25 protein-coding genes are annotated in these 24653 nt (G+C 67.0%); 7 read left to right on the top strand and 18 right to left on the bottom strand.

The genetic code is table 11. The annotated features are described in order from the left end of the window. Positions 1 to 23 precede the first annotated feature (23 nt). On the top strand, positions 24 to 593 hold the full coding sequence (locus ACWPOB_RS03560) for a hypothetical protein (protein WP_455399923.1): 570 nt from the start codon (positions 24 to 26) through the stop codon (positions 591 to 593). A 96-nt stretch (positions 594 to 689) separates the two neighbouring features. Beyond that, positions 690 to 1865: a carboxylate-amine ligase gene (locus tag ACWPOB_RS03555; protein WP_455399922.1), complete on the top strand. Its 1176-nt coding sequence runs from the start codon at positions 690 to 692 to the stop codon at positions 1863 to 1865. A gap of 74 nt (positions 1866 to 1939) precedes the next feature. Here ACWPOB_RS03555 and ACWPOB_RS03550 read toward each other — a convergent pair whose 3' ends face one another. From ACWPOB_RS03550 to ACWPOB_RS03520, 7 genes are all read right to left on the bottom strand, one after another. Continuing rightward, on the bottom strand, positions 1940 to 2377 hold the full coding sequence (locus ACWPOB_RS03550; protein WP_455400055.1) for a nucleoside deaminase: 438 nt from the start codon (positions 2375 to 2377) through the stop codon (positions 1940 to 1942). Positions 2378 to 2442: 65 nt separating this feature from the next. Continuing rightward, a complete protein-coding gene (locus ACWPOB_RS03545) occupies positions 2443 to 4344 on the bottom strand; it encodes an ATP-binding protein (protein ID WP_455399921.1) in 1902 nt (633 codons plus the stop codon). 111 nt (positions 4345 to 4455) lie between these two features. Beyond that, positions 4456 to 5058 (bottom strand): LppP/LprE family lipoprotein, encoded by a 603-nt coding sequence (locus tag ACWPOB_RS03540; RefSeq protein ID WP_455399920.1) that lies wholly within the window; start codon positions 5056 to 5058, stop codon positions 4456 to 4458. A gap of 284 nt (positions 5059 to 5342) precedes the next feature. Next, entirely contained in the window at positions 5343 to 6008 is a 666-nt protein-coding gene (locus ACWPOB_RS03535; RefSeq protein ID WP_455399919.1) for a dihydrofolate reductase family protein, read from the bottom strand. After that, positions 6008 to 6514, bottom strand: a complete 507-nt coding sequence (locus ACWPOB_RS03530; protein ID WP_100055732.1) for an SRPBCC family protein — start codon at positions 6512 to 6514, stop codon at positions 6008 to 6010. Before ACWPOB_RS03530 ends, ACWPOB_RS03535 begins: the two co-directional genes overlap by 1 nt. 3 nt (positions 6515 to 6517) lie before the next feature. Then, positions 6518 to 6859, bottom strand: coding sequence for an ArsR/SmtB family transcription factor (locus ACWPOB_RS03525; RefSeq protein ID WP_455399918.1), 342 nt, complete (start codon positions 6857 to 6859; stop codon positions 6518 to 6520). Between the two features lie 528 nt (positions 6860 to 7387). Beyond that, positions 7388 to 8716, bottom strand: coding sequence for a class I SAM-dependent methyltransferase (locus ACWPOB_RS03520; RefSeq protein WP_455399917.1), 1329 nt, complete (start codon positions 8714 to 8716; stop codon positions 7388 to 7390). 829 nt (positions 8717 to 9545) lie between these two features. Here ACWPOB_RS03520 and ACWPOB_RS03515 point away from each other — a divergent pair. Beyond that, positions 9546 to 10793, top strand: a complete 1248-nt coding sequence (locus ACWPOB_RS03515) for an amidohydrolase (protein ID WP_100055736.1) — start codon at positions 9546 to 9548, stop codon at positions 10791 to 10793. Positions 10794 to 11162: 369 nt separating this feature from the next. On the opposite strand, the gene ACWPOB_RS03510 is transcribed toward ACWPOB_RS03515, so the two are convergent. The 7 genes from ACWPOB_RS03510 to mhpA all read right to left on the bottom strand — a co-directional run bounded on the left by ACWPOB_RS03510 (position 11163) and on the right by mhpA (position 16795). After that, a complete protein-coding gene (locus ACWPOB_RS03510; protein WP_100055737.1) occupies positions 11163 to 11387 on the bottom strand; it encodes a WhiB family transcriptional regulator in 225 nt (74 codons plus the stop codon). A 111-nt stretch (positions 11388 to 11498) separates the two neighbouring features. Then, complete coding sequence (locus ACWPOB_RS03505) at positions 11499 to 11795, bottom strand: Dabb family protein (RefSeq protein WP_455399916.1); 297 nt, start codon at positions 11793 to 11795, stop codon at positions 11499 to 11501. 62 nt (positions 11796 to 11857) lie between these two features. After that, entirely contained in the window at positions 11858 to 12532 is a 675-nt protein-coding gene (locus ACWPOB_RS03500) for a CoA transferase subunit B (protein WP_100055738.1), read from the bottom strand. Between the two features lies 1 nt (position 12533). Beyond that, positions 12534 to 13319 (bottom strand): CoA transferase subunit A, encoded by a 786-nt coding sequence (locus ACWPOB_RS03495; RefSeq protein WP_100055739.1) that lies wholly within the window; start codon positions 13317 to 13319, stop codon positions 12534 to 12536. A gap of 5 nt (positions 13320 to 13324) precedes the next feature. Beyond that, complete coding sequence (locus ACWPOB_RS03490; protein ID WP_455399915.1) at positions 13325 to 14248, bottom strand: VOC family protein; 924 nt, start codon at positions 14246 to 14248, stop codon at positions 13325 to 13327. 13 nt (positions 14249 to 14261) lie between these two features. Beyond that, complete coding sequence (locus ACWPOB_RS03485; protein WP_100055741.1) at positions 14262 to 15134, bottom strand: fumarylacetoacetate hydrolase family protein; 873 nt, start codon at positions 15132 to 15134, stop codon at positions 14262 to 14264. 47 nt (positions 15135 to 15181) lie between these two features. Then, positions 15182 to 16795, bottom strand: coding sequence for a bifunctional 3-(3-hydroxy-phenyl)propionate/3-hydroxycinnamic acid hydroxylase MhpA (mhpA, locus tag ACWPOB_RS03480; protein ID WP_455399914.1), 1614 nt, complete (start codon positions 16793 to 16795; stop codon positions 15182 to 15184). A 167-nt stretch (positions 16796 to 16962) separates the two neighbouring features. Between mhpA and ACWPOB_RS03475 the strand changes: the two genes are divergently transcribed. Both ACWPOB_RS03475 and ACWPOB_RS03470 read left to right on the top strand, forming a co-directional pair. Next, positions 16963 to 17664 carry a FadR/GntR family transcriptional regulator gene (locus tag ACWPOB_RS03475; RefSeq protein ID WP_100055743.1) on the top strand — a complete coding sequence of 234 codons (702 nt, stop codon included), beginning with the start codon at positions 16963 to 16965 and terminating at the stop codon, positions 17662 to 17664. A gap of 31 nt (positions 17665 to 17695) precedes the next feature. Beyond that, positions 17696 to 18670, top strand: a complete 975-nt coding sequence (locus ACWPOB_RS03470; protein ID WP_455399913.1) for a zinc-binding dehydrogenase — start codon at positions 17696 to 17698, stop codon at positions 18668 to 18670. A 42-nt stretch (positions 18671 to 18712) separates the two neighbouring features. On the opposite strand, the gene ACWPOB_RS03465 is transcribed toward ACWPOB_RS03470, so the two are convergent. Beyond that, on the bottom strand, positions 18713 to 19927 hold the full coding sequence (locus ACWPOB_RS03465; protein ID WP_455399912.1) for an acyl-CoA dehydrogenase family protein: 1215 nt from the start codon (positions 19925 to 19927) through the stop codon (positions 18713 to 18715). Between the two features lie 241 nt (positions 19928 to 20168). Here ACWPOB_RS03465 and ACWPOB_RS03460 point away from each other — a divergent pair, with 241 nt between their 5' ends. Both ACWPOB_RS03460 and ACWPOB_RS03455 read left to right on the top strand, forming a co-directional pair. Beyond that, positions 20169 to 20741, top strand: a complete 573-nt coding sequence (locus ACWPOB_RS03460; RefSeq protein WP_455399911.1) for a flavin reductase family protein — start codon at positions 20169 to 20171, stop codon at positions 20739 to 20741. Positions 20742 to 20859: 118 nt separating this feature from the next. Then, on the top strand, positions 20860 to 22230 hold the full coding sequence (locus tag ACWPOB_RS03455) for a PucR family transcriptional regulator (RefSeq protein WP_455399910.1): 1371 nt from the start codon (positions 20860 to 20862) through the stop codon (positions 22228 to 22230). Positions 22231 to 23034: 804 nt separating this feature from the next. Here ACWPOB_RS03455 and ACWPOB_RS03450 read toward each other — a convergent pair. From ACWPOB_RS03450 to ACWPOB_RS03440, 3 genes are all read right to left on the bottom strand, one after another. Beyond that, positions 23035 to 23361, bottom strand: coding sequence for a hypothetical protein (locus tag ACWPOB_RS03450; protein WP_455399909.1), 327 nt, complete (start codon positions 23359 to 23361; stop codon positions 23035 to 23037). A gap of 63 nt (positions 23362 to 23424) precedes the next feature. Further along, positions 23425 to 23574, bottom strand: coding sequence for a hypothetical protein (locus ACWPOB_RS03445; protein ID WP_455399908.1), 150 nt, complete (start codon positions 23572 to 23574; stop codon positions 23425 to 23427). A 29-nt stretch (positions 23575 to 23603) separates the two neighbouring features. Continuing rightward, complete coding sequence (locus tag ACWPOB_RS03440; RefSeq protein WP_100055747.1) at positions 23604 to 24170, bottom strand: dihydrofolate reductase family protein; 567 nt, start codon at positions 24168 to 24170, stop codon at positions 23604 to 23606. Positions 24171 to 24653: the final 483 nt, after the last annotated feature.

The raw sequence follows: 24653 nt of genomic DNA, 5'->3' as shown, positions 1-24653 counted from the left end.
GTGGGACGCGGCAACAATTGCTATTGCTGCGGCGTTCCTCGTCGCCGTTTCCCTTCGCCGCCGTGCCGATCCGAGTTCCGCATCGCCGTTTTTGTCCTTTCTCGGCCGGAAGTCGAGATTCTCCGGTATGCGCCGGATCGCCCGGCGCGGGGGCTATCATCGAATCCGGCAGAGGGAACCCGATGAACACGAACACGAGCGCACTGAGCGACCAGATTCGGGCCGTACACCAATTGGTGCGGACGCAACTGCAGATACTCGAAATTCGCCACGAGCGCAGCTCGCATCCGATGGCGAAGCAGCAAATTGCGGCGGACATCCGCTATATGTCGGAACGGTGCGACGCCCTCGAACGAATTCTGCATTCGCACACGACATCCGCGAACGCGTCGTCGTCTCGGGCGGCGCGGCTGAGCGACTGCATCGCCACCATCGCCGGCTCGGCGGACAGGCGCAGCGTCGCCGCCCTCGAACACGTCCTCGCGGACCAGCTGGCCGACCGCATCCGCACCCTCGAATCCCTCGCGATCGCACTCGGAGACCGGCGGCTGCAGCAGTGGGCACGCGGGATCCACGCGGTCGGCGCCGCCTGATTTCCCTCCCGTTCCCTTCCCACCTGCCCGGGACGCGTGCCAGGCTGGAGCCACGGTCCTGCCGAGCTGTTTCGGCCGTTCCGGTTGGAGGAGACGATGACGTCCACGCTGCCGCGCCGTGCCGGATCCGACCGTGGCGATGTCCCGGACCGGCTGCTGACCATGGGCGTCGAGGAGGAGTTGCTGCTCGTCGACGCCGACTCCGGCCGGCCCCGGCTGAGCAACGCCGCCGTCGTGGCCGATGCCCGTGAGGCCGGGCTCGACCTCCAGCTCGAGCTGTCGCGCTGCCAGGTCGAGACCGCCACACCGGTCTGCACCCGGATCGACGACCTGCGACAGGAACTGCGCGTCTCGCGCGCGATGGCTGCGGCGGCCGCCGCACGCGCCGGGTCCCGCCTGCTCGCGGCGGCAGTGCCCCCGTTCGACACCACCCCGCCCGGGGCGCTCACGGACGCCGCCCGGTACCGGCGGATGGCCGAGCACTTCGGGGCGGTGACCGACCAGGTGATCTGCGGCTGCCACGTCCACGTCGGGGTGCGCGATCGCGACGTCGCGGTGCAGGTCTGCAATCACCTGCGGCCCTGGCTGCCCGCCCTGCTCGCGCTCACGGCGAACTCGTCCGTCACCGCCGGCGCCGACACCGGCTACGCCAGCTGGCGTCACATCCAGTGGGGGCGCTGGGCCAGCGGCGGGCCGCCGCCCTTCTTCCGGTCCGCCCGGCACTACGACGACGTCGTCGCCATGATGCTCGACGCCGGCACCGTCCTCGACCCCGCGATGGTCTACTGGGACATCCGGCTCTCGCCGCACCTGCCCACCCTCGAGATCCGGGTCTGCGACGTGCCCGCCACGATCGAGGAGACCGTCACCGCCGCCACCCTCGTCCGCGGACTCGTGTCCACCGCGCTCACCGCCGTCCACCGCGGTGACCCGGCGCCCCGGCTCGAGGCCGACCGGCTGAAGGCCGCGTGCTGGCGCGCCGCGCGCGAGGGCATCGACGGCTACGGGATGGATCCGCTGACACAACGGCCCGTCCCCGCCGCCCAGCTGCTGGGCTCGCTGCTCGAGCACGTGCGGCCCGGCCTCGAGGAGGCCGGCGACTTCTCGTCCGCGCGCGCGTCGGTGCGGCGGATCCTGCGCCGGGGCAACGGCGCGCGCCGTCAGCGGCGAGCGCTCGCGGCGTCCCGGAGCACGGCGGACTTCGTCGCGGAACTGGCCCGCATCACCGTCGAGGGGTGCGAGCCGGCCGCTCCCCCACCGACGGCCCGGTGATCGCTCCTACTCGGTGATCGCTCCTACTCGGTGATCGCTCCTACTCGGTGATCGCTCCTACTCGGTGATCGCTCCTACTCGGGGGGTGTGACGCCGATGTCCTCGTGCCACAGGTCCGGGTGCTCGGCGACGAACGTCGCCATCATGTCGATGCACCGTCGATCGTTCAGCACCGTCACCTCGACCCCGTGCTCGGCGAGCCAGCCGTGGCCGCCGGTGAACGTGACGCTCTCCCCGATCACCACGGCGCCGATGCCGAACTGCCGGATCAGGCCGCTGCAGTACCAGCACGGCGACAACGTCGTCACCATGATCGTCGAGCGGTAGTCGCGCCGGCGGCCCGCGGCCCGGAAGGCGGCGGTCTCGGCGTGCAGCGACGGGTCGCCCTCCTGCACCCGCCGGTTGTGGCCGCGGCCGAGCAGCCTCCCGTCGGCGGTGAACAGGGCCGCGCCGATCGGGATGCCGCCCTCGGCGAGCCCGAGCCGGGCCTCCTCGAGCGCGACCTCGAGCATGGCATCGGTGGTGGGGATGCCGAGCGGCCTGCGCGGGTCCGTCATGGCGTCACCTCGAATCCCGCTCAGGCGAACGACTTGTGGATCTGCGCACCGTAGCGGCGGATGATCTTCTGCTTGGCGGCGGTGTAGGCGTGGACGTCGTCCTGCAAGCCCTTGTTCTCGAGCGATCGGCGCGCCAACTCGCCGGCGATCACGTCGAGGAACAACTCGGCCAGCAGCAGTCGTGCCACATCCCGGAACCGGCCCCGGCCGTCGAGATACAGCTGCACGGTGGGATCGCCGGTGTTGATGAGGATCGTTCGCTGCTCGGGGTCGTACACGGCACGTCCACCCTCGTCCCCGAGATAGCGCAGGTCGTAGCCGACGAACATGTCCTCGCCGTGGTCGCGTGGCGGCCGTCGGTGTTCCTCCGGATGGGGCGGTGTGTGCGGGCGCGGCACATGGTGCGGCGACGGCGCGTTCTCGGCGATGACGATCTCGCACCACGCCCAGAACGCCCCGGATCGCACCATGATCTCGCCGCGCTCCCGGGCCGCCTCGCCGACGACCGTCCATTCCAGCCGCTGCACACCGGTCTTCTGCTCCACGGCAATCTCGGTGGGCCGCGGGTCGATCCGCATCGAGTCGGGCAGCGTGTACGTGATCGTCAGCCTGTCGTCGCCGGGCAGGCGCTCGGTGTCGACTTCCAGAGTGATGTGGAATTGATGGCCGGGCCTGCGGTAGTAGAAGGGCGTCGTGAATTGAAGGACAACCGACTTCTCCGTGGCGGTCGCGGTCGTCAGCGGTGTCGATGCCGGCGCCGGCCCGATCCCGAGATCCCGGATCGCCGACTCGCTCATCCGGTGCAGCAGCCGGTCGATCATGTGCGCGGTGTGCTCGGAGGTTATCGCGTGCTCGAGGTGTCTGAGCTGATCGCGTTCGGCCAGAACATATTCGGCGAGCCGGACACTGACCGCCTGCGCGAACGCGGCGACGAACGGGTCCTTGTGGTTCAGACCCTCACGCTCGTCGCTGATGATCGGCTCACCCTGCCCGAGCCGCTCGATCAGGGCCGCGCAGTGCACGGTGCCGAACAGGTACTCGGCGCCCACCTGGTTCTCGTACTCGAACATCTGACAGTCGAGCACGGCGAGGCCCGAGACGACGACGAGACCGTTCGTGCGCTCGTCCCCCGACATGGTCAGCTCGGCGCCTTCGGCCCGCTTCAGAGTGAGGGTGAAGGTGTACTCGTCGCCGTCGAAGACGAAGCTGCCGGGCGCGTCCGGACCGATCAGCACGAGCGCCGGGGGTTCGTCGAAGAGCACCCGGCCGCTGCGGTGGATCTCGTGCCGACCGGCGACGTGCACCACCTCCACGCTCCGCCGCGACAGCACCTCACGCAGGTAGACGTTGTCGGACAGCGCCTGCACCACGGTCTGGTACCGGGAGATGACCACGTGCGGGTTCTCCACGACCAACGTCACCCGGGTACCGTTCCCGGGGATGCCGAGGCGTTCGCGGTCGTCGTCCGAGACCGGCCGGTCGCCGCCGTGGTCGTCGTAGAGGTATCCGCCGTTCTCGCCGCGGAAGAGGTCGATGCGGGTGAGCCGGCCGTCCTTGACGGTCTCGACCGTTCCGGCGCCGACACCGAACACGGCCTGCTTGAGGCCGCGCCCGAAGTAGCCCCGCCCATGGCCCTCGCCCCGCGACAGCGGGCTGTGGGCTGCCCCGTACGCCAGGATGCGGGCGGCCTGGTCGAACGGCATCCCTTCGGCATGGTCGGTGACCTGCAGGACCGCGCCCGACTGGTGGCGCTCGTAGGTGATGTCGATGCGGCCGTTCGCCTGCGCGCGGCCGTTGTCCAGCCGGGAGTAGCTGTCGTCACTGTTGGTGATCAGTTCGACGAGCGCCTTCTCGATCGAGGCGAAGCGCCGCGAATCGATCCCGATCACACGCTGGTCCACCGGAATGGGGGCGACTGCCATCGTTTCTGCCTTGTCTGTTCCGTCGGGCAGTCCTGAGGGTGGCTTCCCGAACTTGCCGCGATCGTACCGACGTTCGCGTCGATGCCGCGGCAATCGAAGTGCCCGGCGATGTCACCGCATTTCGTCGCATCCCGTCAACTCCAGGTACTCGTCCGGCAGTCGCCCGTCGGTGACGACCCCGCCGTCGGACCACGTGAACGTCAGCTCCGCGAAACCGGTAGCGGCCGCGTTCGGCTCGCCCTCGCGCGGGTAGTTGTATTCGACGTCGAGGGAGTCGAAGGCCGTTGCGACCACCGCCGGGTTCAGCGCGCACGGCGTGGCGGTGCCGACATATTCGCCGCGGTGGAACATCAGCAGGTGCGTCGGCGACGACCCCGTCGCCCCCACGATGCCGACCTGCGCGTAGCTGAGGTCGCTGCAGCGGTTGTAGTTGCCGTTGTACGCCTGCAGCCACGTGGCATCGGGGATCTGTTGCGGCGGGGGTAGCTGCTCGATCACCGCGAACACCTCGGGTGCGTCGAGGTCGACGTCCGGGTCGCACGGCTGTTCGTCCATCGCCGTGGACACGGCGGCCCCACCGGTGGGTGCCTGACGGGAGGACGTCTCGGTGGTCGGTTCGGCCACCGGCTGCCCGTCCTGCGCCTGCGCGCACCCGGCCAGGATCGCAATCGCGGCGATCGACACAAGGGTGACACCGGCTGCGCGACTCGGCATGGGGCTCCTCGGACTCTCGGGTGCGACGGCGGTCGCCGCGACGGGTACGAATCGTGTCAGGTCGGATCATCCCAGTCGAGACCCGTGGCAAGGTCGCGGAATGGGTGTACCGAACCTCGACGCGACGCCCGCGGTCTCGAAGACCGGGGACGAACCGCTGCACGAGTCCGGCCGGGGGCGGACCTACCCTCCAACCTCATCAGGGTGGGGGCGGGAGCCGGGCCCTGAAGGAGTCCAGTGGCCACCCTGGGTGCTCGGGTCGCAGGGGTGGAGTGGTGGCGCGGCTACCGTGGGCGCACGGCGTAGGTCAGGTGCGTCACCCTCGGGGAGGGCTCCGCTCGGACCGGCTCCAGGGCCACGCGGCCCGCGTCCACGCCCTCGAACAGGCGGATCCCGGAGCCGAACAGCACGGGTGCGAGCGCGATCGAGAACTCGTCGATCAGGCCGGCGTTCACGTACTCGAGGATCGTCGCGCCGCCGCCCGCGATGCGGACGTCCCGGTCGCCGGCGGCCTCGCGGGCCTGGTCGAGCGCGGCCTCGATGCCGTCGTTGACGAAGGTGAAGGTCGTGCCGCCGGGCCGTTCCCACGGGTCACGCTTCTCGTGCGTCACGACGAACACCGGCGTGTGGAACGGCGCCTCCTCCGGCCACGCCTGCTCGCCGGCGTCGAACATGCGCTTGCCCATCACGCTCGCGCCGGTGATCTCGAACGTCTCCCGCGCGATGTCGTTGTCGCGCCCTTCCTCGCCGCCCTCGCCGAGCTTCAGGTTCTCCCGGAAGAACCGCTGCGGGAAGATCCACTGCTGCAGTTCCATCCACTGCGCCATCCAGCGCTGCACGTCCGGGTCGTCCTGCTTCTCGGGCGCGAAGAGGTCCTCGACGGGCACGGACTCGGGCGCGATGTAGCCGTCCAGCGACATCGACACGCTGAAGAACACCTTCCCGGCCATCAGCCCTGCGCCCCCTTCCGAACGATCTCGGTGACGTAGGCAGCCAGGTTGCTCAGGGTCTGCCGGCCGCCCTCGATCGCGTGGTACTTCTCGACCGCCTCGTCGCGCAGCTCCTTGGTGGGGAACACCGTGCGCATCTCGATCCGGGTCGCCACACCGTCGGGCTCGAACGTCAGGACCGACACGAAGGCGTTCGGGTCGCCGCGGAACTCACCGTGGAGCAGCGCGATCCGCTCCGGCGGGGCGATCTCGGTCCAGGAGATCCACTCCTGGTAGTCCGTCCTGTCCGGTCCGTGCATCACGAAGTCCCACGCCCCGCCGACGCGGAACTCGAAGGACCGCGTGGTGGTGGTGAACCCCTCCGGCCCCCACCACCGCGACAGGTGCCGCACCTCGGTAAACGCCTCGAACACCAGCTCCCGTGGGGCGTCGATGACCCGGGAGATGACGATCTCGCGGTCGGCCGTCGCGGACTGCGCCGGCCCTCCTCGTCCCGTCGCGCTCATCAGCTACTCCTCCTGCCTTGCCTGCTCGAGGTCCTGCACGTACGCGTCCAGCCGGTCGAAGCTTTCGTTCCAGAACCGCTCGAACCCACCGGTCCACTCGTGGAGCGGTCGCAGCCCGCGGGCGTCAAGGCCGTACAGGCGCTGCTTGCCTGCCTTGCGGTCCCGCACCAACCCGACCTCCCGGAGCACCCGCAGGTGTTTGGACGCGCGCGGCTGGGTCATCCCCAACTCCCGGGCCAACTCGGTCACCGGCCGCTCACCCGCCCGCAGCAGCACCAGGATCTCCCGGCGCTGCGGCTCGGCGATCGCATTGAAGACGTCCGACGTCGTCGCTGCGCGTGCCATGGCAGCCATCATATTCCCATATCGGCATGCGTCAAGCCGAGAGGAATCAAGCGGGTCGCCGCCATGGAGTCCTTCTTCAGCCTGCTGCAGAAGAACGTGCTCGACACCCGACGCTGGCGAGCGCCCGCAAGCTCGACGAGACGGTCGGCGAGCAGAAGCGGATATCACTCGCGGCGCCGTTGCAGCGGGTGCACCCGGTCCGAGCGGGGTTCGGTGACCTGCGAGCGACGGTCGAGGCGGTCTCGGCCGGACCGTGAGATGCGCCGGGGCAGGACCCGGAGTGGGGTATGGAGGCAGAGGACGGTAACGGAGCGTCGGCTGGGACACGCTGCGTCCGGAACTGCTCGATGCGATGCTCGGACCATCCCGGCGTCGGCGCCGCGCATCAGTCGTCAGAACCCGTCCAACCGAGATCGCAACGCTCGTGCAGAGTGTCCGGCTCGTGGTCGAGCCGAGCGAACTCCGGCCACATCGTCAGCAGCCGGTAGAACTCCGCATCGTGTCCGTGTGCCGGCAAGAGGACCAACATCACTGTTCGCGACTGTGACCCAGCGTAGAAGGGTTCGGTGCGGATGGCTGTAAGAGTTCGGCTCGGGTGCTGGGCATGCCGCTGTGACCCCGTTCGGTGCATTTGACCGCCAGAACCTGATTGATCCCGAGCCGGTTCGCCGCAAATGCCAACGCCGAGCCGGCCATGTACAGCCGCCATACTCGTGCCCGCCCGGCGCTGCTGTGGGCCACCGCCTCGTCCCAGTTCGACTCCAGGTTCGCCACCCAGGCCCGCAGGGTCGTCGCGTAGTGCTCGCGCAGCGACTCGACGTCGCGCACCTCGAAACCGGCCCCTTCGAGCGCCTCGATCATGGTCGCGAGCGGCAAGATCTCGCCATCGGGGAACACATAGCGATCGATGAACGACGTTTTCGAGAACTCGGCGACGGATTTGCCCGGTCGCCGCGAGATCGCGTGGTTGAGCAATCGCCCTTGCGGGCGTAGCAGCGCGAACAGGTCCGCGGCATAGGTCGCCAGCATCGCAGCGCCGACGTGCTCGGCCATGCCGATGCTCGAGATCGCGTCGTAGGGGCCGTCGGTGACGTCGCGGTAGTCCTGGACCCGGATCTGCACCAACTCGCCCACGCCCGCGTCGACCATCCGTTTGCTGGCGTAGTCCGCCTGTTCGTGGGACAAGGTGACACCGACGACGTGCGCGCCGTAGTGACGTGCCGCGTGCAGCGCGAAGGTCCCCCACCCGCAGCCGACGTCGAGCACCCGCATCCCCGCGGTCAGACCGAGTTTGCGGGCCACCAGATCACATTTGGCGTACTGGGCCGCGTCCAAATTCTCGCTCTGCGCCGCCCAGTACGCGCACGAGTAGGTCATCGACTCTCCGAGCACGAGTCGATAGAAGTCGTTGCCGACGTCGTAGTGGTGGCTGATCGCGGCGGCGTCACGCCCCTTGTCGTGCCGGCGCCCGCGCACCGGTTTCATCTCCTCCGCCGGCGGCCTCGGGGGCGGGCCGAGGATCCCCAGGCGCAGCGCCGCTTTCACCAGCGCCTTCTTCGTGTGCCCGTCGACCCGGACACCCGGGCCCCGGCTCGGGTCCGACACCTGCTCCAACACGTCCAGGCCGGCGAGCAGGTCTCCCTCGATGTCGATGTCGCCGGAGACGTAGGCCCGAGCGAAACCGAGGTCGTTGGGCGCCCACAGCAACCGCCGGAGACCACGCCGATTGACGAGGCGCACCTGCCAGGGCGCGTCCGCAGGCCCACTCCGGCTGCCGTCCCAACACCTGATCCCGACCGGAGCCTCCTCGCCCACCACCGCACGAACCAGCGGCGCCACGGTGTCAGCGACCGTCATACGCACCTCCGTCACAGTTCGGACCCGACCACCGCAGCGACTGCGCGGTTCCCGCTGCTCGCCGTGACGCACAGGCCTGTCAACCCGCACCCACGTCCCGCAACGCCACCTCGTCGACGATATCGATGGAACCCCCGTCGCCGCACACCATCACACCAATCTCCTTGTGTCACCAACCCGGCTTCGCAAAACTCGCACACCTCGTCGACCACGACCACCGGTCCAGCGCCACAGGCCTCGCCAGGGCAGCCCTCGACCCGAACCGGCTGTGTCCCATTGCGCTTCGGCATGCCCGGCACGTCACCGGACAGGACACAACCGACGATGATCGACACGCCTCGCTCGGAGGCGAATATCGAGCCGGGGGATCAACGATCCCGGTGGGCGTGCCGCAGGAACCGTTCGAGGTAACGGGGAGCCGCGGACCATGCTGCGAGCTCATCTTCCGGTGCTTGCGCACGTCGACTCCGTGCTCGGATGCGCTCTCGAGCACGGTGTCGTCGCGACCGACCAGCGGTAGGTGCCGATCGGTCGACCTGGTGGCCGGACTCAGAATCAGGTGCGGATCCTCCGCGACGTCTCCGACCAGGTCGACGCCTCTGTCGTCGGGCCGGTAGACCCGAGAGCCCGCCAGCGCGCCCCGGCCGGCGGTGGCCGAACCTATTCGTGCGCAACCCGTTCAAGCCGGGTCGCATGAAGTTACCCCGCGCCGAGTAAGGGCGTGGAAGGATGACCTCACGCACAACCGCGCTCCGTGTGCATAGCCAGCCCCATGGAACCTGACGGTCGAGTCGTCTGCCCAGCAGAAGACGTAATCGAAGGAAGACCCATGACCGCACCCGGCGGTATCACGATCGATCCGGCACTCGTCGATCTGTACAAGGACCTGCACCGGCATCCCGAGCTCGGATTCCGAGAACACCGCACCGCCGCGATCGTGGCCGACCGGCTGAGAGAATCGGGATTCGAGGTCACCACCGGCGTAGGGAAGACCGGCGTGGTCGGCGTCCTGAAGAACGGGCCGGGGCCGACCGCGCTGCTGCGGGCGGACATGGACGCCCTTCCCGTCCGGGAGGACACCGGGCTCGACTACGCCAGCACCGCCACGGCCACCGACGAGCACGGCGGCACAGTGCCGGTCGCGCATGCGTGCGGCCACGACCTGCACACCACCTGCCTGCTGGGCGCGGCCCAAATTCTCGCTGCCGACCGGACCGGCTGGACCGGCACCCTACTGCTGGTGTTCCAGCCCGCCGAGGAGCTGGGCGCGGGTGCGCAGGCCGTGGTGGACGACGGCGTGTTCGACAGATTCCCGAAGCCGGACGTCGTGCTCGGTCAGCACGTGGCGCCCCTGCCGGCCGGCAAGATCGCCGGACATCCCGGCCCGTCGTACGCGGGCTCGGATTCTCTGCGGGTGCGGCTCGTCGGAAGGGGCGCGCACGGATCGATGCCGGAGGCGTCGGTCGATCCCATCGTGTTGGCCGCCGCCACGGTCTTGCGTCTGCAGACCGTCGTCTCCCGGGAGATTCCGAGTACCGCGACCGCGGTGCTCACCGTCGGGTCGATCCATGCCGGTGACGCCGCGAACGTGATTCCCGGGCACGCCGAGATCCAGTTGAACATCCGCAGTTACGACACCGCCGTGCGCCGCCGCATCCTCGACAGTGTCGAACGCATCGTGCGCGGCGAAGCTGCCACGGCCGACGCGCCGGAGGACCCGACCATCACCGAGATCGAACGATTTCCGGTCGTCACCAACGACGCGGACGCGTTGCGCACGAGCCTCGATGCCTTCGCGACGTGGCTGGGGCAGGACAACATTCTCGATCCGGGAGCCGGCGCCGGAAGCGAGGACGTCGGCATTCTCGCCACCAGCGCCGGGGCACCGCTGTCCTACTGGCTTCTCGGCGGCGCCGATCCGTCGCTCTTCACCACCGGTGATATGGCCGATCCCGCGCTGCTCACCGTGCCGTCCAACCATTCACCCCACTACGCCCCTGTCATCGAACCGACGCTGCCGATCGGGGTCGCCGCGTTGGTGACCGCCGCCCGGACGTGGCTGCCGTCGACTCACTGACCGTCCGCAGCACCGCTCTCGGCGCGCCCGCAATCACCCACTACCGGCGGCACCGCATCGACCCGTACCGAGTTACTGGACGATAAGCGGCCTTACGTCAGCTGGACGAAGCATGGAGTGCCAGTCTGCGGAGCGGGCGCGCCGCTTTCGTCGAGTAGTTCGTGTCACTCGCGAAGGAGGCAGGGAACGAACCGGCCTCGGCCGCGCACGCGGTGAGCGATCCCGCAACGGCAGTGGCCGTGAGGGCACCGAGACCGAGTTTGAGAGCGCTGCGGCGTGAGGTCAGGAACGTCATGTGGTCTCCGGAGGCGTAGGGAATCATGGGCCGGCGAGTACGGTCCGGCGGCTGATGCGGCAGAGGAGAAGGTGTTACCCGTGCGTGACGCGGCTGCCTGCACGGTCGGTCGTGACAGCGCGGCACTGGTCGCGTCGTTCGGTTTCGGTCTGCCCTGCCCATATGCCGTGCACATCGCCGAGACCGCGGACATTCTCACGGCAGCCGACGAGAACGCGGCAGGTGCTGCAGATTTGTTTGGCGGCCTGTTCACGGTGGATCCTTGTTCCTCGGTTTTCGCCGGTGGGAGCGAAGAACAGGTAGTCCCCGAGTGAGCGGCACGCCGCCTGTTGGCGCCATTGCGGATCCGGCGCAGACCCGGTGTGCCGAGGTGGTCAGGGGGAGGGTCGATGCATTGCTGTCTTGATCGGTCAGGGCACCGGGAACTGCACCGATGACTTGGCGGCGACGAAAGTCGCGAACTCGGTGTTGACGCGTTGGTGCTGTGGATCGGTCATGTAGTCGGTGAGTGCCTGTTGGTCACGGAAGACGGCGGCGACGGCGTAGTCCGCGGTTCCCGGCCGCAGGCGCAGGTCGGCACCGTGGTGGTAGGACTCGATACCCGTGCAGGAGTGGGAGACGGTCTCGAGCGCGTGGGAGAGCGCGTCGATGGTCTCTGATGCGGTGTTCGGGGTGAAGGTGAAGGTCACCACGTGAGCGATAGGCATGGCCGGTGGTTCTTTCCGGGAGTGGGTGGGTTCGGCAGTGCGGTCCGGGCGCGACAGTGTCCTCAGGCGGGTTGAGCTTCGAGTTGGTGCAGCGGTGCGCCGGTGGCTCCGCGCACTTGATCCTCGGTGACACCGGGTGCGCACTCGCGCAGGACCAGGCCGTCGTCGGTCACGTCGATCACGGCGAGGTTGGTGATGATCCGCTGCACCACGCCCTCTCCCGTGAGCGGCAGCGAGCACTCCGAGACGATCTTGGGGTTGCCCTGCTTGTCGGTGTGTTCCATGAGCACGATGACCGTGCGGGCACCGTGGACGAGGTCCATCGCCCCGCCCATGCCCTTGACCATCTTGCCCGGCACCATCCAGTTCGCCAGATCGCCCGTAGCGGAGACCTCCATGCCACCGAGCACCGCGGTGTCGATGTGCCCGCCGCGGATCATGCCGAAGCTCAGCGCCGAGTCGAAGAACGCCGCGCCCGGGTTGACGGTGACCGTTTCCTTACCGGCGTTGATCAAGTCCGGATCGACCGCGTCCTCGGTCGGGTACGGTCCCGTTCCCAGGATCCCGTTCTCACTGTGCAGGGTGACCTTCACGCCCTCGCGCAGGTAGTTGGGGATCAGCGTCGGCAGGCCGATTCCGAGGTTGACGTACTCCCCCGGCGACAGCTCCTGAGCGGCCCGGGCCGCCATCTGTGTGCGCGACCAGCCGACGGTCTGTGTGTCCACACTCACGGTCATCTCAGGCACCTTTTCCGGCCGACACGGTCCGCTTCTCGATCTGCTTGTCCTGCACCCCGGTGTGCACGATCCGGTTGACGAAGATCCCCGGCAGGTGCACTTCGCCCGGATCGATCTCGCCCGGCTCCACCAGCTCCTCCACCTGCGCGATACAGATCCGGCCGGCCATCGCGGCGAGCGGGTTGAAGTTCATCGCGGCCTTGTTGAACACCAGGTTGCCCTCGGTGTCACCCTTGAGCGCGTGCACCAGCGAGAAGTCCGCCGTGATCGATTCCTCGAGCACGTACCGCTTGCCGCGGAACTCGCGGATCTCCTTCGGCGGGGATGCCACCGCGACCGATCCGTCGGCGTTGTAGCGCCACGGCAGACCGCCCTGCGAGATCGGTGTTCCCACCCCGGCAGGGGTGAAGAAGGCGGGAATGCCCGCGCCTCCGGCCCGCAGCTTCTCCGCGAGGGTTCCCTGGGGCGTCAGCTCCACCTCGAGTTCACCCGACAGGTACTGCCGCGCGAACTCCTTGTTCTCCCCCACATAGGACGAGATCATCCGCCGGATCTTGCCTGCGGTGAGCAACAGGTCCAGTCCGTGGCCTGCGCTGCCGCAGTTGTTGGAGAAGATCTCGAATCCGCTGACGTCGCGGCCGGCGAGTGCGGCGATCATAACGTCGGGCACGCCGACGACTCCGAAACCTCCCACGGCCAGGGCCGCTCCGGACGGGATGTCTGCGACCGCCTCGGTGGCGGAGGCGATGGTCTTACCGGCGCGCAGCGCGGTGAGATGGTCGGTCACGCGGGTCAGCCCTTGCTCGAGTGCGCGCCGGTCATCAGAGCGGCGAGGTCTTCGGGTTCGAGGAACGACGGCGGCAGGGGCGGTCCCCACGAGTACAGGCCGGCCAGCCCGTGGAGCACCTCCGGGGTCCACACCTCGTCTTCGGGGATGCAGTCCATGTCGGAGTAATACTCGGAGTAGTTGCCGGCGGGATCGCGCAGGTACCAGAAGAAGTTCGAGCCGGCGTAATGCCGTCCCAGGCCCCAGGCGTGCCGTTCCGGATGTCCTTCGAGCATTCCGTATCCGCCGCGTCCGACTTCGTCGATGTCGTCGACCTGCCAGCTGGTGTGGTGCAGGAAGTTCACCGGCGAGGCCTGGACGAGCACGTTGTGGTGATCGGTGGAGCAGCGCATGAAGGCGGCCGTGTCCCCGACGTAGTCGCTGACCTTGAACCCGAGGCCTTCGGTGAAGAACCTCCGCGTCGTCTCGTAGTCGACACTGCCGAGCACGGCGTGGCCGAGCTTGCGGGGACGGACCGGCTCGGTGCGCGAGGAGAAGGGCGCGCGGCCGGTGCGGTCGATCCGTCCGGGCCCGTTGTACGGGGTGGCCGGTACCGGGGGCACGACGATGCGCGAGCGTACCGCGACACGCACTCGGGTGCCGGTGGCCGGTTCCACGGCCACCAGACTCGACTCTTCGTGCACCACCGGTACGCCGAGCTGGGCCAGTCGCCGGGCGATGGACGCGATGTCGTCGGGGTCGTCCGCAGCGACCTCGAGTTCGACCAGCCGACGGATCGGTGCATGGACGATCTCGAGTTGCTCGCCACCGTTCTGGGTGGCGAAGATGCCGCCACCGCGGTGGTCGAGCCCGAATTCGGTGTAGTAGGAGATGTTTTCGTCCACATTGGGCACACCGATGGTGACTTTGCCCAGTCCGTGCAATGCCATGACAGTTCTCCTGTTACTTCGCGGCGGGAGCGGCGACGAACCGCTGATGCAGTTCGCCGATGCCTTCGATCCAGCTGTCGAGGGTTTCGCCGGGCTGCAGGAACCGCTTCGGGGTGCGGCCACCGCCGACGCCGGCAGGGGTACCGGTGAAGATGACGTCGCCCGGGTACAAGGTGACAGTTTGTGAGAGGGCGGCGATCAGTTTGCCGACCGGAAAGATCAGCTCGCGGGTGCGGCCTTTCTGCATCTCCTCGCCGTCGATGCTGCAGCCGAGCTCCAGATCGCTCGGATCGGCGAACTCGTCCGGGGTGACCAGCCACGGACCCTGCGGGGAGAATCCGGGGAACGACTTTCCGAGTCCGAATTGCGGTGCGGGTCCGCGCAACTGGGTGACTCGTTCGGAGATGTCCTGCCCGACGGTCAATCCGGCTACGTGGTCCCAGGCATCCTGCTCGGCGATCTGGAAGCCTTCGCGGCCGATGATCGCCACGAGTTCGATTTCCCAGTCGACGTTGCCGCCGGCGGGAATGGTGACCTCGGTGTCCGGACCGGAGAAGCTCGAGACGTACTTGGTGAAGACCGGCGGGAGCTGGCTCGGCGCCTCGAAGCCGGATTCGGCGGCGTGATCGGAGTAGTTCAGGCCGACCGCGAAAACCTGGCGCGGGGCCGGCGACGGCGCCTCGAGCGCTGCCCGCTGCACCGGGGTGGTCTGCTCCGTCGAATCCACATCCGAAGCCCAGGAGCGGAACTCGTCCCAGGTGTTGTAGATCGACGGCAGGTCCGGACCGAACCGACCATTGCTCGCAGCGGCGATATCGACGGCGTGCTCGGCACCGCGCTCTCCGACGATCAGAGCGGCGCGACCGGCAATGTTGGCAATACGCATGAGAGGTATCTCCTGTAACTGTGTAGGGAACTCGGGGCGGTGAGGTGTCAGGCTGTCGGAACAGGGGTGGCGACAGAAATCGGAGCGAGGACAGCGTGGTACTCGTGGACAAGGTCGGTGAGCCGCTCCGGGGTGGCAGCGGTGCCGAAGACGTAGTGGTCAGGCCGGAGCAGTACGCCGGCGATCTGCTGGTCGGCGAACCAGCGCGACCATGCGTGAGTGGAATCGTCGAGATCGCAGTCTTCCGAGCCGATCGAGAACACTCGCACGTTCGCCGCATCGAGTAGGGACCGATGCGTTTCGCCGATCCGGGCAGCAGCCGCGGCGTCGGACGTCAGCAGAACCGCGCCGTAGCCGACGACGTCGTCGAGCAGTGTGGGGTGCCCGCCGGCAGTTTCCACCGGGAACTGCGGAGCATGGGTTCCCGCGAGTCCGGCGAGGCCCTCGGCCGTGGCCACGATCCCCGACCCCAGGACCGGCTGCTCGGTGATGGGCAGAACCTTGGCCGGATCTGCTCCCCCGGCGAGCATGCGGGCATCACGTTCGACAGCCAGCTCCGGGTCCAGGACGCAGATGACGTTGCCGAGGGCCACCGACATCGCGATTGCGTACTGCAGGTGTCGCGTCCGTTCGGAGGTGTAGCTGTCGAGCAGTGCCGGGCCGGACCGGCCGCTCAGGACACGGTCGAGCTTCCAGGACAGGTTCGCCGCGTCGCGCATGCCGGAACACATGCCCTGGCCTGCGAACGGAGGCATCTGGTGGGCGGCATCGCCGGCCAGAAGCAGTCGGCCCTTGTTCCACGCGTCGGCCCACCGGGCACCGAAGGTGTAGACCGCGTGCCGCTCGAGATCGGTGTTTTCCGGGGTTCGCCCCCAGGCTGCGAGCAACTCCCACGCCTTGGCGGGGTCGTTGAGGGAGTCGCGTGTTTCCCCCGGCAGTCGCATGAACTCCCAGCGTCGCCGTCCCGGTCCGCCGGACACCACGGTGGTGGGTCGCGCCGGATCGCACATCTGCCAGTTCTGCGGCACCGGGTCGACGTCGTCCCAGCCCGGCGGTGCCCAGTCGGCGTCGTCGTGGGGCTTCGTGTCCACGACCAGCCAGTCGAAGAAAAATCCCCGGTCGACCATGGAGACACCCATGCGCTGGCGGACGAAGCTGTTCGCGCCGTCGCATCCGACCACGTATCGGGCTCGGATCTGGCGTTGCTTGGTCACCGCGCTGGTGTAGGTGACCAGCACGTCGTCGTCGGTTTCGTGGATCTGCACCACCTCGGCGCCGCGCCGCAGCCGCACGTTGGGCATGGCGGTCACCGCGTCGGCGAGCACCTGCTCGAGCTCGGGCTGGGAGAAGAAGGACGTGCCCCAGCCGCACGGGCGGTCGAGCTCCCACGGGATCTTCACCAGTGTCCGGCCTTGGGCGTTGCGCCACTCGTACGAGTCGTGCACCGGCTCGGAGATGGCCTTGACCTCGTCGCTCAGGCCCATGGACTGGAAGGCGCGTCCGATCTCGTCATCGAAGACCACGGCCCGGGGCAATCCGTAGGGCTCGGGCCAGCGCTCGAGGATCACCACGTCGTGACCTTGCAGGCCCAGCAGCCGTCCGACGGCCAAGCCCACCGGGCCGGCTCCGACCACGACCACATCGTGCAATTCAGGTTGCATTGCCGAGGTCCTCTCGTCTGGAAGGGGAATGGTACGGATCACCCACGCACCAATTGAGCATGTTGAATATGCTTAATACTGTGACGTGATCTGGGTCTCATGTCAAGGGGTCTGAGAGAATCAGGCATGATGAATTGCGATCGAGTACGAAAGAGCAGGTAGAGGGCATGACCACCCCAGAGCCGGACCTGCAGGTACGGGGCTCACTGACCCGGCCGGAGCAGGCCGCCCTCGCGATCGGCCGTCTCGCCGAGAGCGCCGAGCCCGGCGCGCGCCTCGGCACCAAGCAGGAACTACAAGAGCGCTGCGGGGTCTCGAAGGGAACCTTCAACGAGGCCCTGCGTTTGCTGCAGGCGCGGGGCCTGATCACCGTCCGATCAGGTCCGGGCGGAGGCCTGTTTGCCGCAGAGCCCACACCTGCCGTACGGATCGGCAACGCGATCTTGGCCCTCGATCGAACGGAAACCTCCGTCGACGACGCGGTACGGATCCGCAGCGCACTGGATCCACTGTTGATCGACGACGCCATCCAGTTCGCCGGCCGCGCCGACATCGCCCGAATGCGGCAAGCACTCGACGAAATGAGCCGATCGGTCGAGACCGAAGACGTGCTGACCTTCCTGCGCGCGAATTGGGATCTGCACGCGGCCATCGCACGCACCAGCCCCAGCCGGGTACTTCGATCGGTCTATCTCAGCCTGCTCGACGTGCTTGCCTCGCATACTGTTTCAGCGGAACCTGTCGAAGGTCGGACCCTGGCGGAGGTGCTCGCCGAACGTTTGGTGCTGCATTCCGATCTCGTCGAAGCGCTCGCAGGCAAAGACCTTTCGCGCGCCCAGGAACTTATCGCTGTCCACAATCAGCGCTGACTCCATCCAGCCCTCCAGAAGGAGCCATTACGTGCAGGCAGCAGTTGTCCATCAGTGGGGCGGTCCCGAGCAACTCGTCCTCGAAACCGTGGCCGATCCCACCCCCAGCCCGGACCATGCCGTCGTCGAGCTCAAAGCCAGTGCCGTCAATTGGCACGACATCCTCGTCCGTCGCTCCGGCCGCGGATTCCCGCTTCCTCGCATCCTCGGCATCGACGGTGCCGGCATCCGGCGCGACACCGGCGAAGAAGTTCTCATCTATCCCGGCTTGAACTGGGGCACCAACCCTGCTGCCCCGTCGGCACAGTTCTCGATCCTCGGAGACGAAACCGACGGCACCTACGCCGAACTCGTCTGCGTACCCACCGCCAACCTCTTCCCCAAACCTCGCCACCTCGGCTGGGAGGAAGCCGCGGCGCTGCCGGTCGGTGCGCTGACCGCCTATCGCGCGATCGTTACCCGGGCCGGCCTGCGCCCCGGTGAAACCGTTCTCGTCCTCGGCGCCGGCAGCGGCGTGTCCACCTTCTCGATCATGATCGCCGCCACCCTCGGCGGCACCGTGCTGGTCACCTCCTCGAGTACGGACAAGATCGAGCGGGTTCGCGGCCTCGGCGCCACCGACGGAGTGCTCTACACCGACCCGCACTGGCCCCAGCAGATCCTCGACACGACAGGCGGTGGCGTCGACGTCGTCGTCGACGGCGTCGGCGCCAACCTCGACCAGTCCCTTTCCTGCCTCAAGCCCGGCGGCCGCGTCGTCGTCTTCGGAGCCACCGCAGGCACAGTCGGGAACATCGACATCCCCTCCCTCTACTTCGGGCAGCACACCATCCTCGGATCGACCCTCGGCACCCGAGACGAGTTCGGCCGGATGCTCTCGCTGTTCGAGACCCATCGTCTCCACCCGGTGATCGACTCCGTACGTCCTCTGACCGACGTCCGGGCCGCCCACGAACGCATCGAAAGCCGTGCCCACTTCGGCAAGCTGGTCCTGTCCATCGACTGAGGACGGAGTTCGTCGATCTCGGCCGGGACAGGGAGCGTTCCGTCAGATCAGCGGGGTGACCTGCTCATCGACGTGGAGCAGCGCTCGTCCGTATGCCTCCGCACTGATAGACGGGTTGACCACGGCGTGACGCGATCCGGTCTCGAGATCTCGCCACTTCAGCTGCAGCGGGCTGCCTTCGGCGAAACTGCCGGCGCCCTGCACACTGAGCAGCAAATCCATCGCCTCGCGTGCACGTGTCGCCACGACGCCGACGTCCATCCGCACCCGGGCTCGGATCAGGACATCGGGATACTCGGCACTGCGAGCTGCAGCATCGATATCGGCGGCGGCACGGAAGCAGTGCAGTTCGGCGGTGTCCACGAGCGATGCCGCCTGTGCCATGTTGAGCTGCGTCGAGCCCGAATCGGTGGCCTTGTCGTAGAAGGTGTAGGAGATTCCCCGCCCCTTGGCTAGCGAAGCTTTGACGAAGTCGAGTGCCCCCTGCACCAGTCCCAACTGGGGGCCGGCCAGTACCAAGGCCAGTACCGGTACGAACGCGGACCGGTACAGCGCCTCGTGCTTGTGCTCGGTGGCGTACTTACCCTCGATCGCTCGGGTCACCGAGAGGATCCGGTGGGCCGGGACGAACACCTCGTCGGCAATCAACGTATTGCTGCCGGTCCCGCGCATGCCGGCCACGTACCAGGTGTCCTCGAGCGACAGCTCGCTCATCGGGATCAGAGCAATTCCCTGGTCGATCTGCACACCGTGCTCGTCCACGATGGGAACCCCGAGAATCGCCCATTGCGCGTGCAGGCTGCCGGAAGCAAATCCCCATTTTCCGCTGATCACCAGCCCTCCGTCGACGGCCCTACTGGTCGCGTTGGGGGCGATGACACCACACACCCGAGCCTCGGGGTCGGCTTCGAAAACCTCGCGCTGGGCCTGATCGGGATACAGCCCGACCAGCCACCCACCGACGTTGATCAACGTGGCCACCCATGCGGTCGAGCCACACGACCGAGCCAGAGTGGACGTCACCTTCAAGAAAGTGGCGAAGTCCACCTCGTGACCACCGAGGCGTCGGGGTACCGCCAGCTTGAACAGACCGGCGGCGGCAAGCGCGTCGATGTTCTCTTGCGGAATACGACGGTCGGCATCGGCGCGGGCAGCATTGGAAGAAAGAAGCTCCGCCAGATCGGCGGCCCGCCGGGGCAGCTCGGCGGAAACATCAACCACGCCGGAGGAGATGGGACGGGGCGATACAACAGTCATGGTCGGTCCTTGTCGAAGTTCGGTTGCGAGATGTGCATCACATACTCCGAAGTCGGGCCAACAAGCGCTCGGGCTCTGCCACCAAAGATTCTCGGATCGGCAAAGCGCTCCGCACGGTCCGACTCGCGATCGGGCGATCCGCACAAGGCTCCGAAGAATCTTGTGCGTCGAGAACAAGCCGAACCCGTATGTGGCGCGCTTCACTGTCGACAACCCGCACGTCGCTACCGCAGGAGCATTCATGACCACCGCAGTCCGCAGGGGCGCCTCCGCATCCCGCACCTCCGTCTCGAACATCGACGCGTCCGCGCTCAGGCGCACCCTGGGACATGTCCCGACCTCTGTCGCCGTCGTCACTGCGATGCAGGAGGACGGACCTGTGGGCATGTCTGTCGGATCGATGACCTCCGTGTCACTCGACCCGCCGTTGGTGGTGTTCTTCGGCATCACCTCCTCCTACACGTTCTCGCAGCTACAGCGCACGCAGCGGTTCTGCATCAATGTCCTGGCCGAAGACCAACACGACATCTGTTACGCATTTGCCTCCCGCACCGGCGCCCGCTTCGAGGTAGGCCACTGGGAAAATGAAGACGAATCCGAAGCCCCACGACTGCTCGGGGCAACCGCATGGATCGACTGCACCACCGAATCGGTCTTCGAGGCCGGCGATCACCTCGGCATGATGGGACGTATCCACTCCGCCACCCACACCGACAACCGACCGCTGCTCTTCCACCGCGGCAGACTGACGCGGCTACATCAGACGGCCGGTCGCACCACCAGCACCACTCGCCTGGACTGGTGGACAGCCTGAACGCCGAAACCGATCGGCCGCAGTCACCCAGCCATCCCCCACCCGGACCACAACACCCCTCATCGACGCCCAGGACCGGAACAGCGAACGACTGCTATCGAAAGTCAGGTTCTACATCGTGACCACGCATCGCGACGACGAAGACAATGCGTCCGGCGCCATTCCGTTCGCCCCCACCGCTCGACAGTGGGTGCACCGCCTGCGGCCCGCCGACTCCGCCCCGCCGCCCGCCACCACAGTTGCCACCGTCGCCGATGCCGTCGACCGCCTCGGCGCACTTCCCGTGGAGTGGGCCTATGAGGTCGGATACACGATGGCCGCGCGGGTCGTCGAGGAAATCCCCGAACTCGGAGGCGGCAGCGAACCGTTCGACACGGTCCGGATGGGAACCGAATCCTCCGTCATCCGCGCGATGCTGTGGCTCTCAGGACTTGCTGCCGGCGCACCGGCGATCACCGAAGAGGCCTTGGCTGGCGTTCCTGACTTCGTACATCGCGGGATCACTCTCGACCGACTCCTACGCGGAATCCGGCTCGGGCACGCCGAAATGTCCAAAGCGTTCATGACAGCCTGTAGCCAACTCGTGCCCGCCGAGCAACGTCCCGAACAGATGCAACGAATCTCCGACGTGCTCTTCGACTACATCGACGAGTTCTCCGGACCGATGGTCACCCACTACATCAACGAACGTGATCGTTGGATGGCCAGCGCAGCCGCAGCCAGAGACGAAGCTGTCCGCCGCGTCTTGGCCGGAGAACTTACCGACCCGACGCACGCCCAGCACTCCCTCGGATACGACCTGTCCCGCCAACACGTGGCTGCCACACTCTGGTTCGAACCTGCCCGCAGTCGCGCGAAAAACGCAGACCTGCAGACCGTCGCGCACGACACGCTCACCCGCCTGGGAGCCACGAAACTCCTGATCATGCCGATCGGCGCCGGACGACTGTGGGCGTGGGGCAGTCGAGGAACATTCACCCCGTTCCCATCCGTCGACGATCTTCCGCCGACACACCCCGATGTCCGCATCGCGCTGGGAACACCGGCTCCTGGGCTCGAAGGGTTTCGCAGGTCTCACGAGGAAGCCTCCACCGCCGAACGCGCAGCGCGCGTGTCGTCCGCGCCGGGACGGTGGGCGACCTTCTACGCGGATGTGGCTATTCCGGCCCTGTTGACGACCGATATGTCGGCCGCCCGTCACCTCGTGCAGCGCGAGCTCGGACCTTTGGCCGCGAACACCGCCCACGCCAGCGACCTGCGCAGCACTCTCCTGATCTATTTCGAAGAAGAGAGCAGCCCGTTCGCCGCCGCCCGCCGCCTGCACGTTTCTCGAAACACCGTTGCCTACCGAGTCAAGCGAGCCAGTGAGCTACTGGGATACGACATCGCAACCAGACGATACGAGCTGCACACAGCATTGCGACTGATAGCGAGGTTCGGCCCCCAGCACCTGCTCACCCGCACGGACCAACCCCCCGGCGACCGATAACGGTGGCACTCCGATCACCGCACCGACCAACCGGGCCGCCGTAATTCTGATCGGGCGACGGATCTGACACCGCCCCGGCATCATCGTCCTGTCGGGCGCCACGTGACCGACGTGAGAACCGGCCCCTGACATCTCCGTGCACTTCTCACATCTCCACAGAAATTGCCGAGACGTCGCGAAGATTGACAGGCTACTTCGGTCGAAATCAGAGAAGCCGACCTGAAAATTCCGCGCGTAATCGCAGGTAGAAACGTTTCTCGCGGCCGGAACCGTTAGCAACCAATGCGGTTGATTCCGTCAATCTTCGTGCATCTCGGCAAACCTGCTGTAGGTTCCCGCCGAGCTTGTCAGTTGTACGACGCGCTGATCTGCGTTTTTCAGAATCTTGTCAGCAGACGTTTCTCACGATCGTGTCGGAATCCTCGGGCATTCGAGGCAAGGACGTCCGCACTCGGCAGGCGCCGGTCGGGAAAGGTTGCGTCCAGGAAATGGCTACTCGTCCCACCACACGCCCTACCCCTGGCGACCGTCACGGCTCCCGTAGGACATCGGAAGCGACTTCGTCGGGCACCATGATGCGCAGTTCGACGGGAACACCGACTTCCTGGATCCACGGCCCTTCCGGTGGCGGGATGGTGGGGCTACTCCAGCCGCGGGGATCTTCGGGGATCGGTGTCTCGGGCACCATCCCGGTCGCGAATCCTCGCTGTCCCTCCCGGACGGGACCGAAGGTGTGGATTCCGTCCCCGCTGTAGTGGCCGTTCGCATCCGGCCAGCTCGTATGGCTGACCAGCTGACGACGAGTCACCGTGCCGCGCACGCCTGCCTGTCCCGGTACCAGGGCAGGGCCGGGAAGTCGGCCGACAACGAGCCGGTCAGCTGCACGGTGCCGTGATGGAGCATGGTGGAGTACGGGGATGCACCCCATCCCCGGCCGTGCTGGAGCAGCGAATAGGTCCCCGGATGCGTCTGCCCGGTGGGATCGACCCATTCCTGGGACAGTCGTCCGTCGTTGAGCACCTCGACTCGGGCGGTGATGTCGTTACGCATCTCGGGAAGGCTCCCCGGCTGCAGTTCGACGAAGGTCAGAGAATACTCCACGTGGTCACCGAACTGCGGGAACGCCACCATTCCGTCGAGAATCAGGTCTGCGGGGACGAGGAGATATTGTCAAGACCTGTGGATGGGCGAGTTTCAGGCGACCTCCAGGGTGGTTGGCGGATCGATCGGTCGTTCTGTGAGTTTCCCGGGTAGCAGTTCGTCGAACTGCTGGTGGATGTCGAACAGGCCGCCGTGCAGCAGCAGCAACTGCGTGCCGCTCGAGTCGTGTATCTCGTAGTGCATCCGCAGCTCGCCTGGCTGTGTATGTCCGATCAGTCGTGTTTCGCCTCGTAGCGCAGGAGGACCGTGCCACCCGGGAAGGTGCGGTTCTCCAACAGTCGCAGCGAGATCCATGACGGCAGTGGCGGGAAGAACGGGGTGCCGCCGCCCACGGCGGTGGGCGCGACCACGATCCGGTATTCGTCCACCAGTCCGGCCTGCACGATCGGTGCGGCCAGCGTCGCGCCGGCCACCTCCAGCCTGCCGTCGGTTTCGGCTTTCAGCTTCGTCACCACCTCGACCGGGTCGCCGCGTTCCAGGCGGGAGTTCCAGTCGACGGACTCCAGGGTGTGCGAGAACACGACCTTGGGCATGTCGCGCCAGATGCGGGCGAAGTCGACGATCAGCGGGGTGGCGTCCGGGGCCTTGTCGGCAGTCGGCCAGTACGCGGACATCAGTTCGTAGAGCCGCCGCCCGTAGAACGACAGGGCGGTCTCCCGCTCGAAGTCGTTCCAGTACTGGTGCAGTTCTTCGCTCGGCTCGGTCCAGTCGATGTTGCCTTGTGCATCGGCGATGTACCCGTCCACCGACACGTTGAAGCCATAGATGAGTTTGCCCATGCAGATCAGACTGCACCGGAGGGCAAAACTCATCGCGACGCCACACGAGTTATTGTCAAATCGTTGTGGATGGGCGAGCGTCAGGCGACCTCCTTCGTAGTTGACGAATCGACCGGTCGTTCTATGAGTTTTTCCCTTCTCGAACACGGCTCCGGCCCGAACGAGGGCGACCAGGTGCGGCGCGTTCACGGCGCGCCGGCGTGCCTCAGCCTGGATCCACCGCGGGTGTGACGGTGTGAGCGTGTCGTAGAACGCGAGAGCCCCTGTAGGGCAGGAGAATCTGAGTTACCACACAAAGATTCCGGCACCAGAACAGAGGCATCTCGCAGGTGAAAGCATCTCACACCGTCACGCCCGTTTTCGATGACCCGAACCTCGTGGTGCGACACCAGTCGCTCACTTTGAGCGAGCTATGTGGATTGGAGGACTGGTGATGCAGGTGACATAGCTCCGGGCAAGTGCTCGAACGCCCGTCTCCCGCCC

Source organism: Rhodococcus sp. 2H158 (assembly GCF_053764755.1).
The sequence above is the reverse complement of the archived record's forward strand: the minus strand, read 5'-3'. Positions and strand labels throughout refer to the sequence as shown.

What these genes read in the sequence shown, in the direction of transcription:
- ACWPOB_RS03450 (WP_455399909.1), bottom strand. Translation starts at nt 23,361, where the DNA reads ATGGTGGCGTTCCCGCAGTTCGGTGACCACGTGGAGTATTCTCTGACC.
- ACWPOB_RS03540 (WP_455399920.1), bottom strand. Translation starts at nt 5,058, where the DNA reads ATGCCGAGTCGCGCAGCCGGTGTCACCCTTGTGTCGATCGCCGCGATT.
- ACWPOB_RS03485 (WP_100055741.1), bottom strand. Translation starts at nt 15,134, where the DNA reads ATGCGTATTGCCAACATTGCCGGTCGCGCCGCTCTGATCGTCGGAGAG.
- ACWPOB_RS03525 (WP_455399918.1), bottom strand. Translation starts at nt 6,859, where the DNA reads ATGGCACGCGCAGCGACGACGTCGGACGTCTTCAATGCGATCGCCGAG.
- ACWPOB_RS03545 (WP_455399921.1), bottom strand. Translation starts at nt 4,344, where the DNA reads ATGGCAGTCGCCCCCATTCCGGTGGACCAGCGTGTGATCGGGATCGAT.
- ACWPOB_RS03490 (WP_455399915.1), bottom strand. Translation starts at nt 14,248, where the DNA reads ATGGCATTGCACGGACTGGGCAAAGTCACCATCGGTGTGCCCAATGTG.
- ACWPOB_RS03500 (WP_100055738.1), bottom strand. Translation starts at nt 12,532, where the DNA reads ATGACCGTGAGTGTGGACACACAGACCGTCGGCTGGTCGCGCACACAG.
- ACWPOB_RS03530 (WP_100055732.1), bottom strand. Translation starts at nt 6,514, where the DNA reads ATGAGCGCGACGGGACGAGGAGGGCCGGCGCAGTCCGCGACGGCCGAC.
- ACWPOB_RS03440 (WP_100055747.1), bottom strand. Translation starts at nt 24,170, where the DNA reads ATGGGCAAACTCATCTATGGCTTCAACGTGTCGGTGGACGGGTACATC.
- ACWPOB_RS03475 (WP_100055743.1), top strand. Translation starts at nt 16,963, where the DNA reads ATGACCACCCCAGAGCCGGACCTGCAGGTACGGGGCTCACTGACCCGG.
- ACWPOB_RS03550 (WP_455400055.1), bottom strand. Translation starts at nt 2,377, where the DNA reads ATGCTCGAGGTCGCGCTCGAGGAGGCCCGGCTCGGGCTCGCCGAGGGC.
- ACWPOB_RS03535 (WP_455399919.1), bottom strand. Translation starts at nt 6,008, where the DNA reads ATGGCCGGGAAGGTGTTCTTCAGCGTGTCGATGTCGCTGGACGGCTAC.
- ACWPOB_RS03445 (WP_455399908.1), bottom strand. Translation starts at nt 23,574, where the DNA reads ATGCACTACGAGATACACGACTCGAGCGGCACGCAGTTGCTGCTGCTG.
- ACWPOB_RS03515 (WP_100055736.1), top strand. Translation starts at nt 9,546, where the DNA reads ATGACCGCACCCGGCGGTATCACGATCGATCCGGCACTCGTCGATCTG.
- mhpA (WP_455399914.1), bottom strand. Translation starts at nt 16,795, where the DNA reads ATGCAACCTGAATTGCACGATGTGGTCGTGGTCGGAGCCGGCCCGGTG.
- ACWPOB_RS03555 (WP_455399922.1), top strand. Translation starts at nt 690, where the DNA reads ATGACGTCCACGCTGCCGCGCCGTGCCGGATCCGACCGTGGCGATGTC.
- ACWPOB_RS03505 (WP_455399916.1), bottom strand. Translation starts at nt 11,795, where the DNA reads ATGCCTATCGCTCACGTGGTGACCTTCACCTTCACCCCGAACACCGCA.
- ACWPOB_RS03520 (WP_455399917.1), bottom strand. Translation starts at nt 8,716, where the DNA reads ATGACGGTCGCTGACACCGTGGCGCCGCTGGTTCGTGCGGTGGTGGGC.
- ACWPOB_RS03460 (WP_455399911.1), top strand. Translation starts at nt 20,169, where the DNA reads ATGACCACCGCAGTCCGCAGGGGCGCCTCCGCATCCCGCACCTCCGTC.
- ACWPOB_RS03465 (WP_455399912.1), bottom strand. Translation starts at nt 19,927, where the DNA reads ATGACTGTTGTATCGCCCCGTCCCATCTCCTCCGGCGTGGTTGATGTT.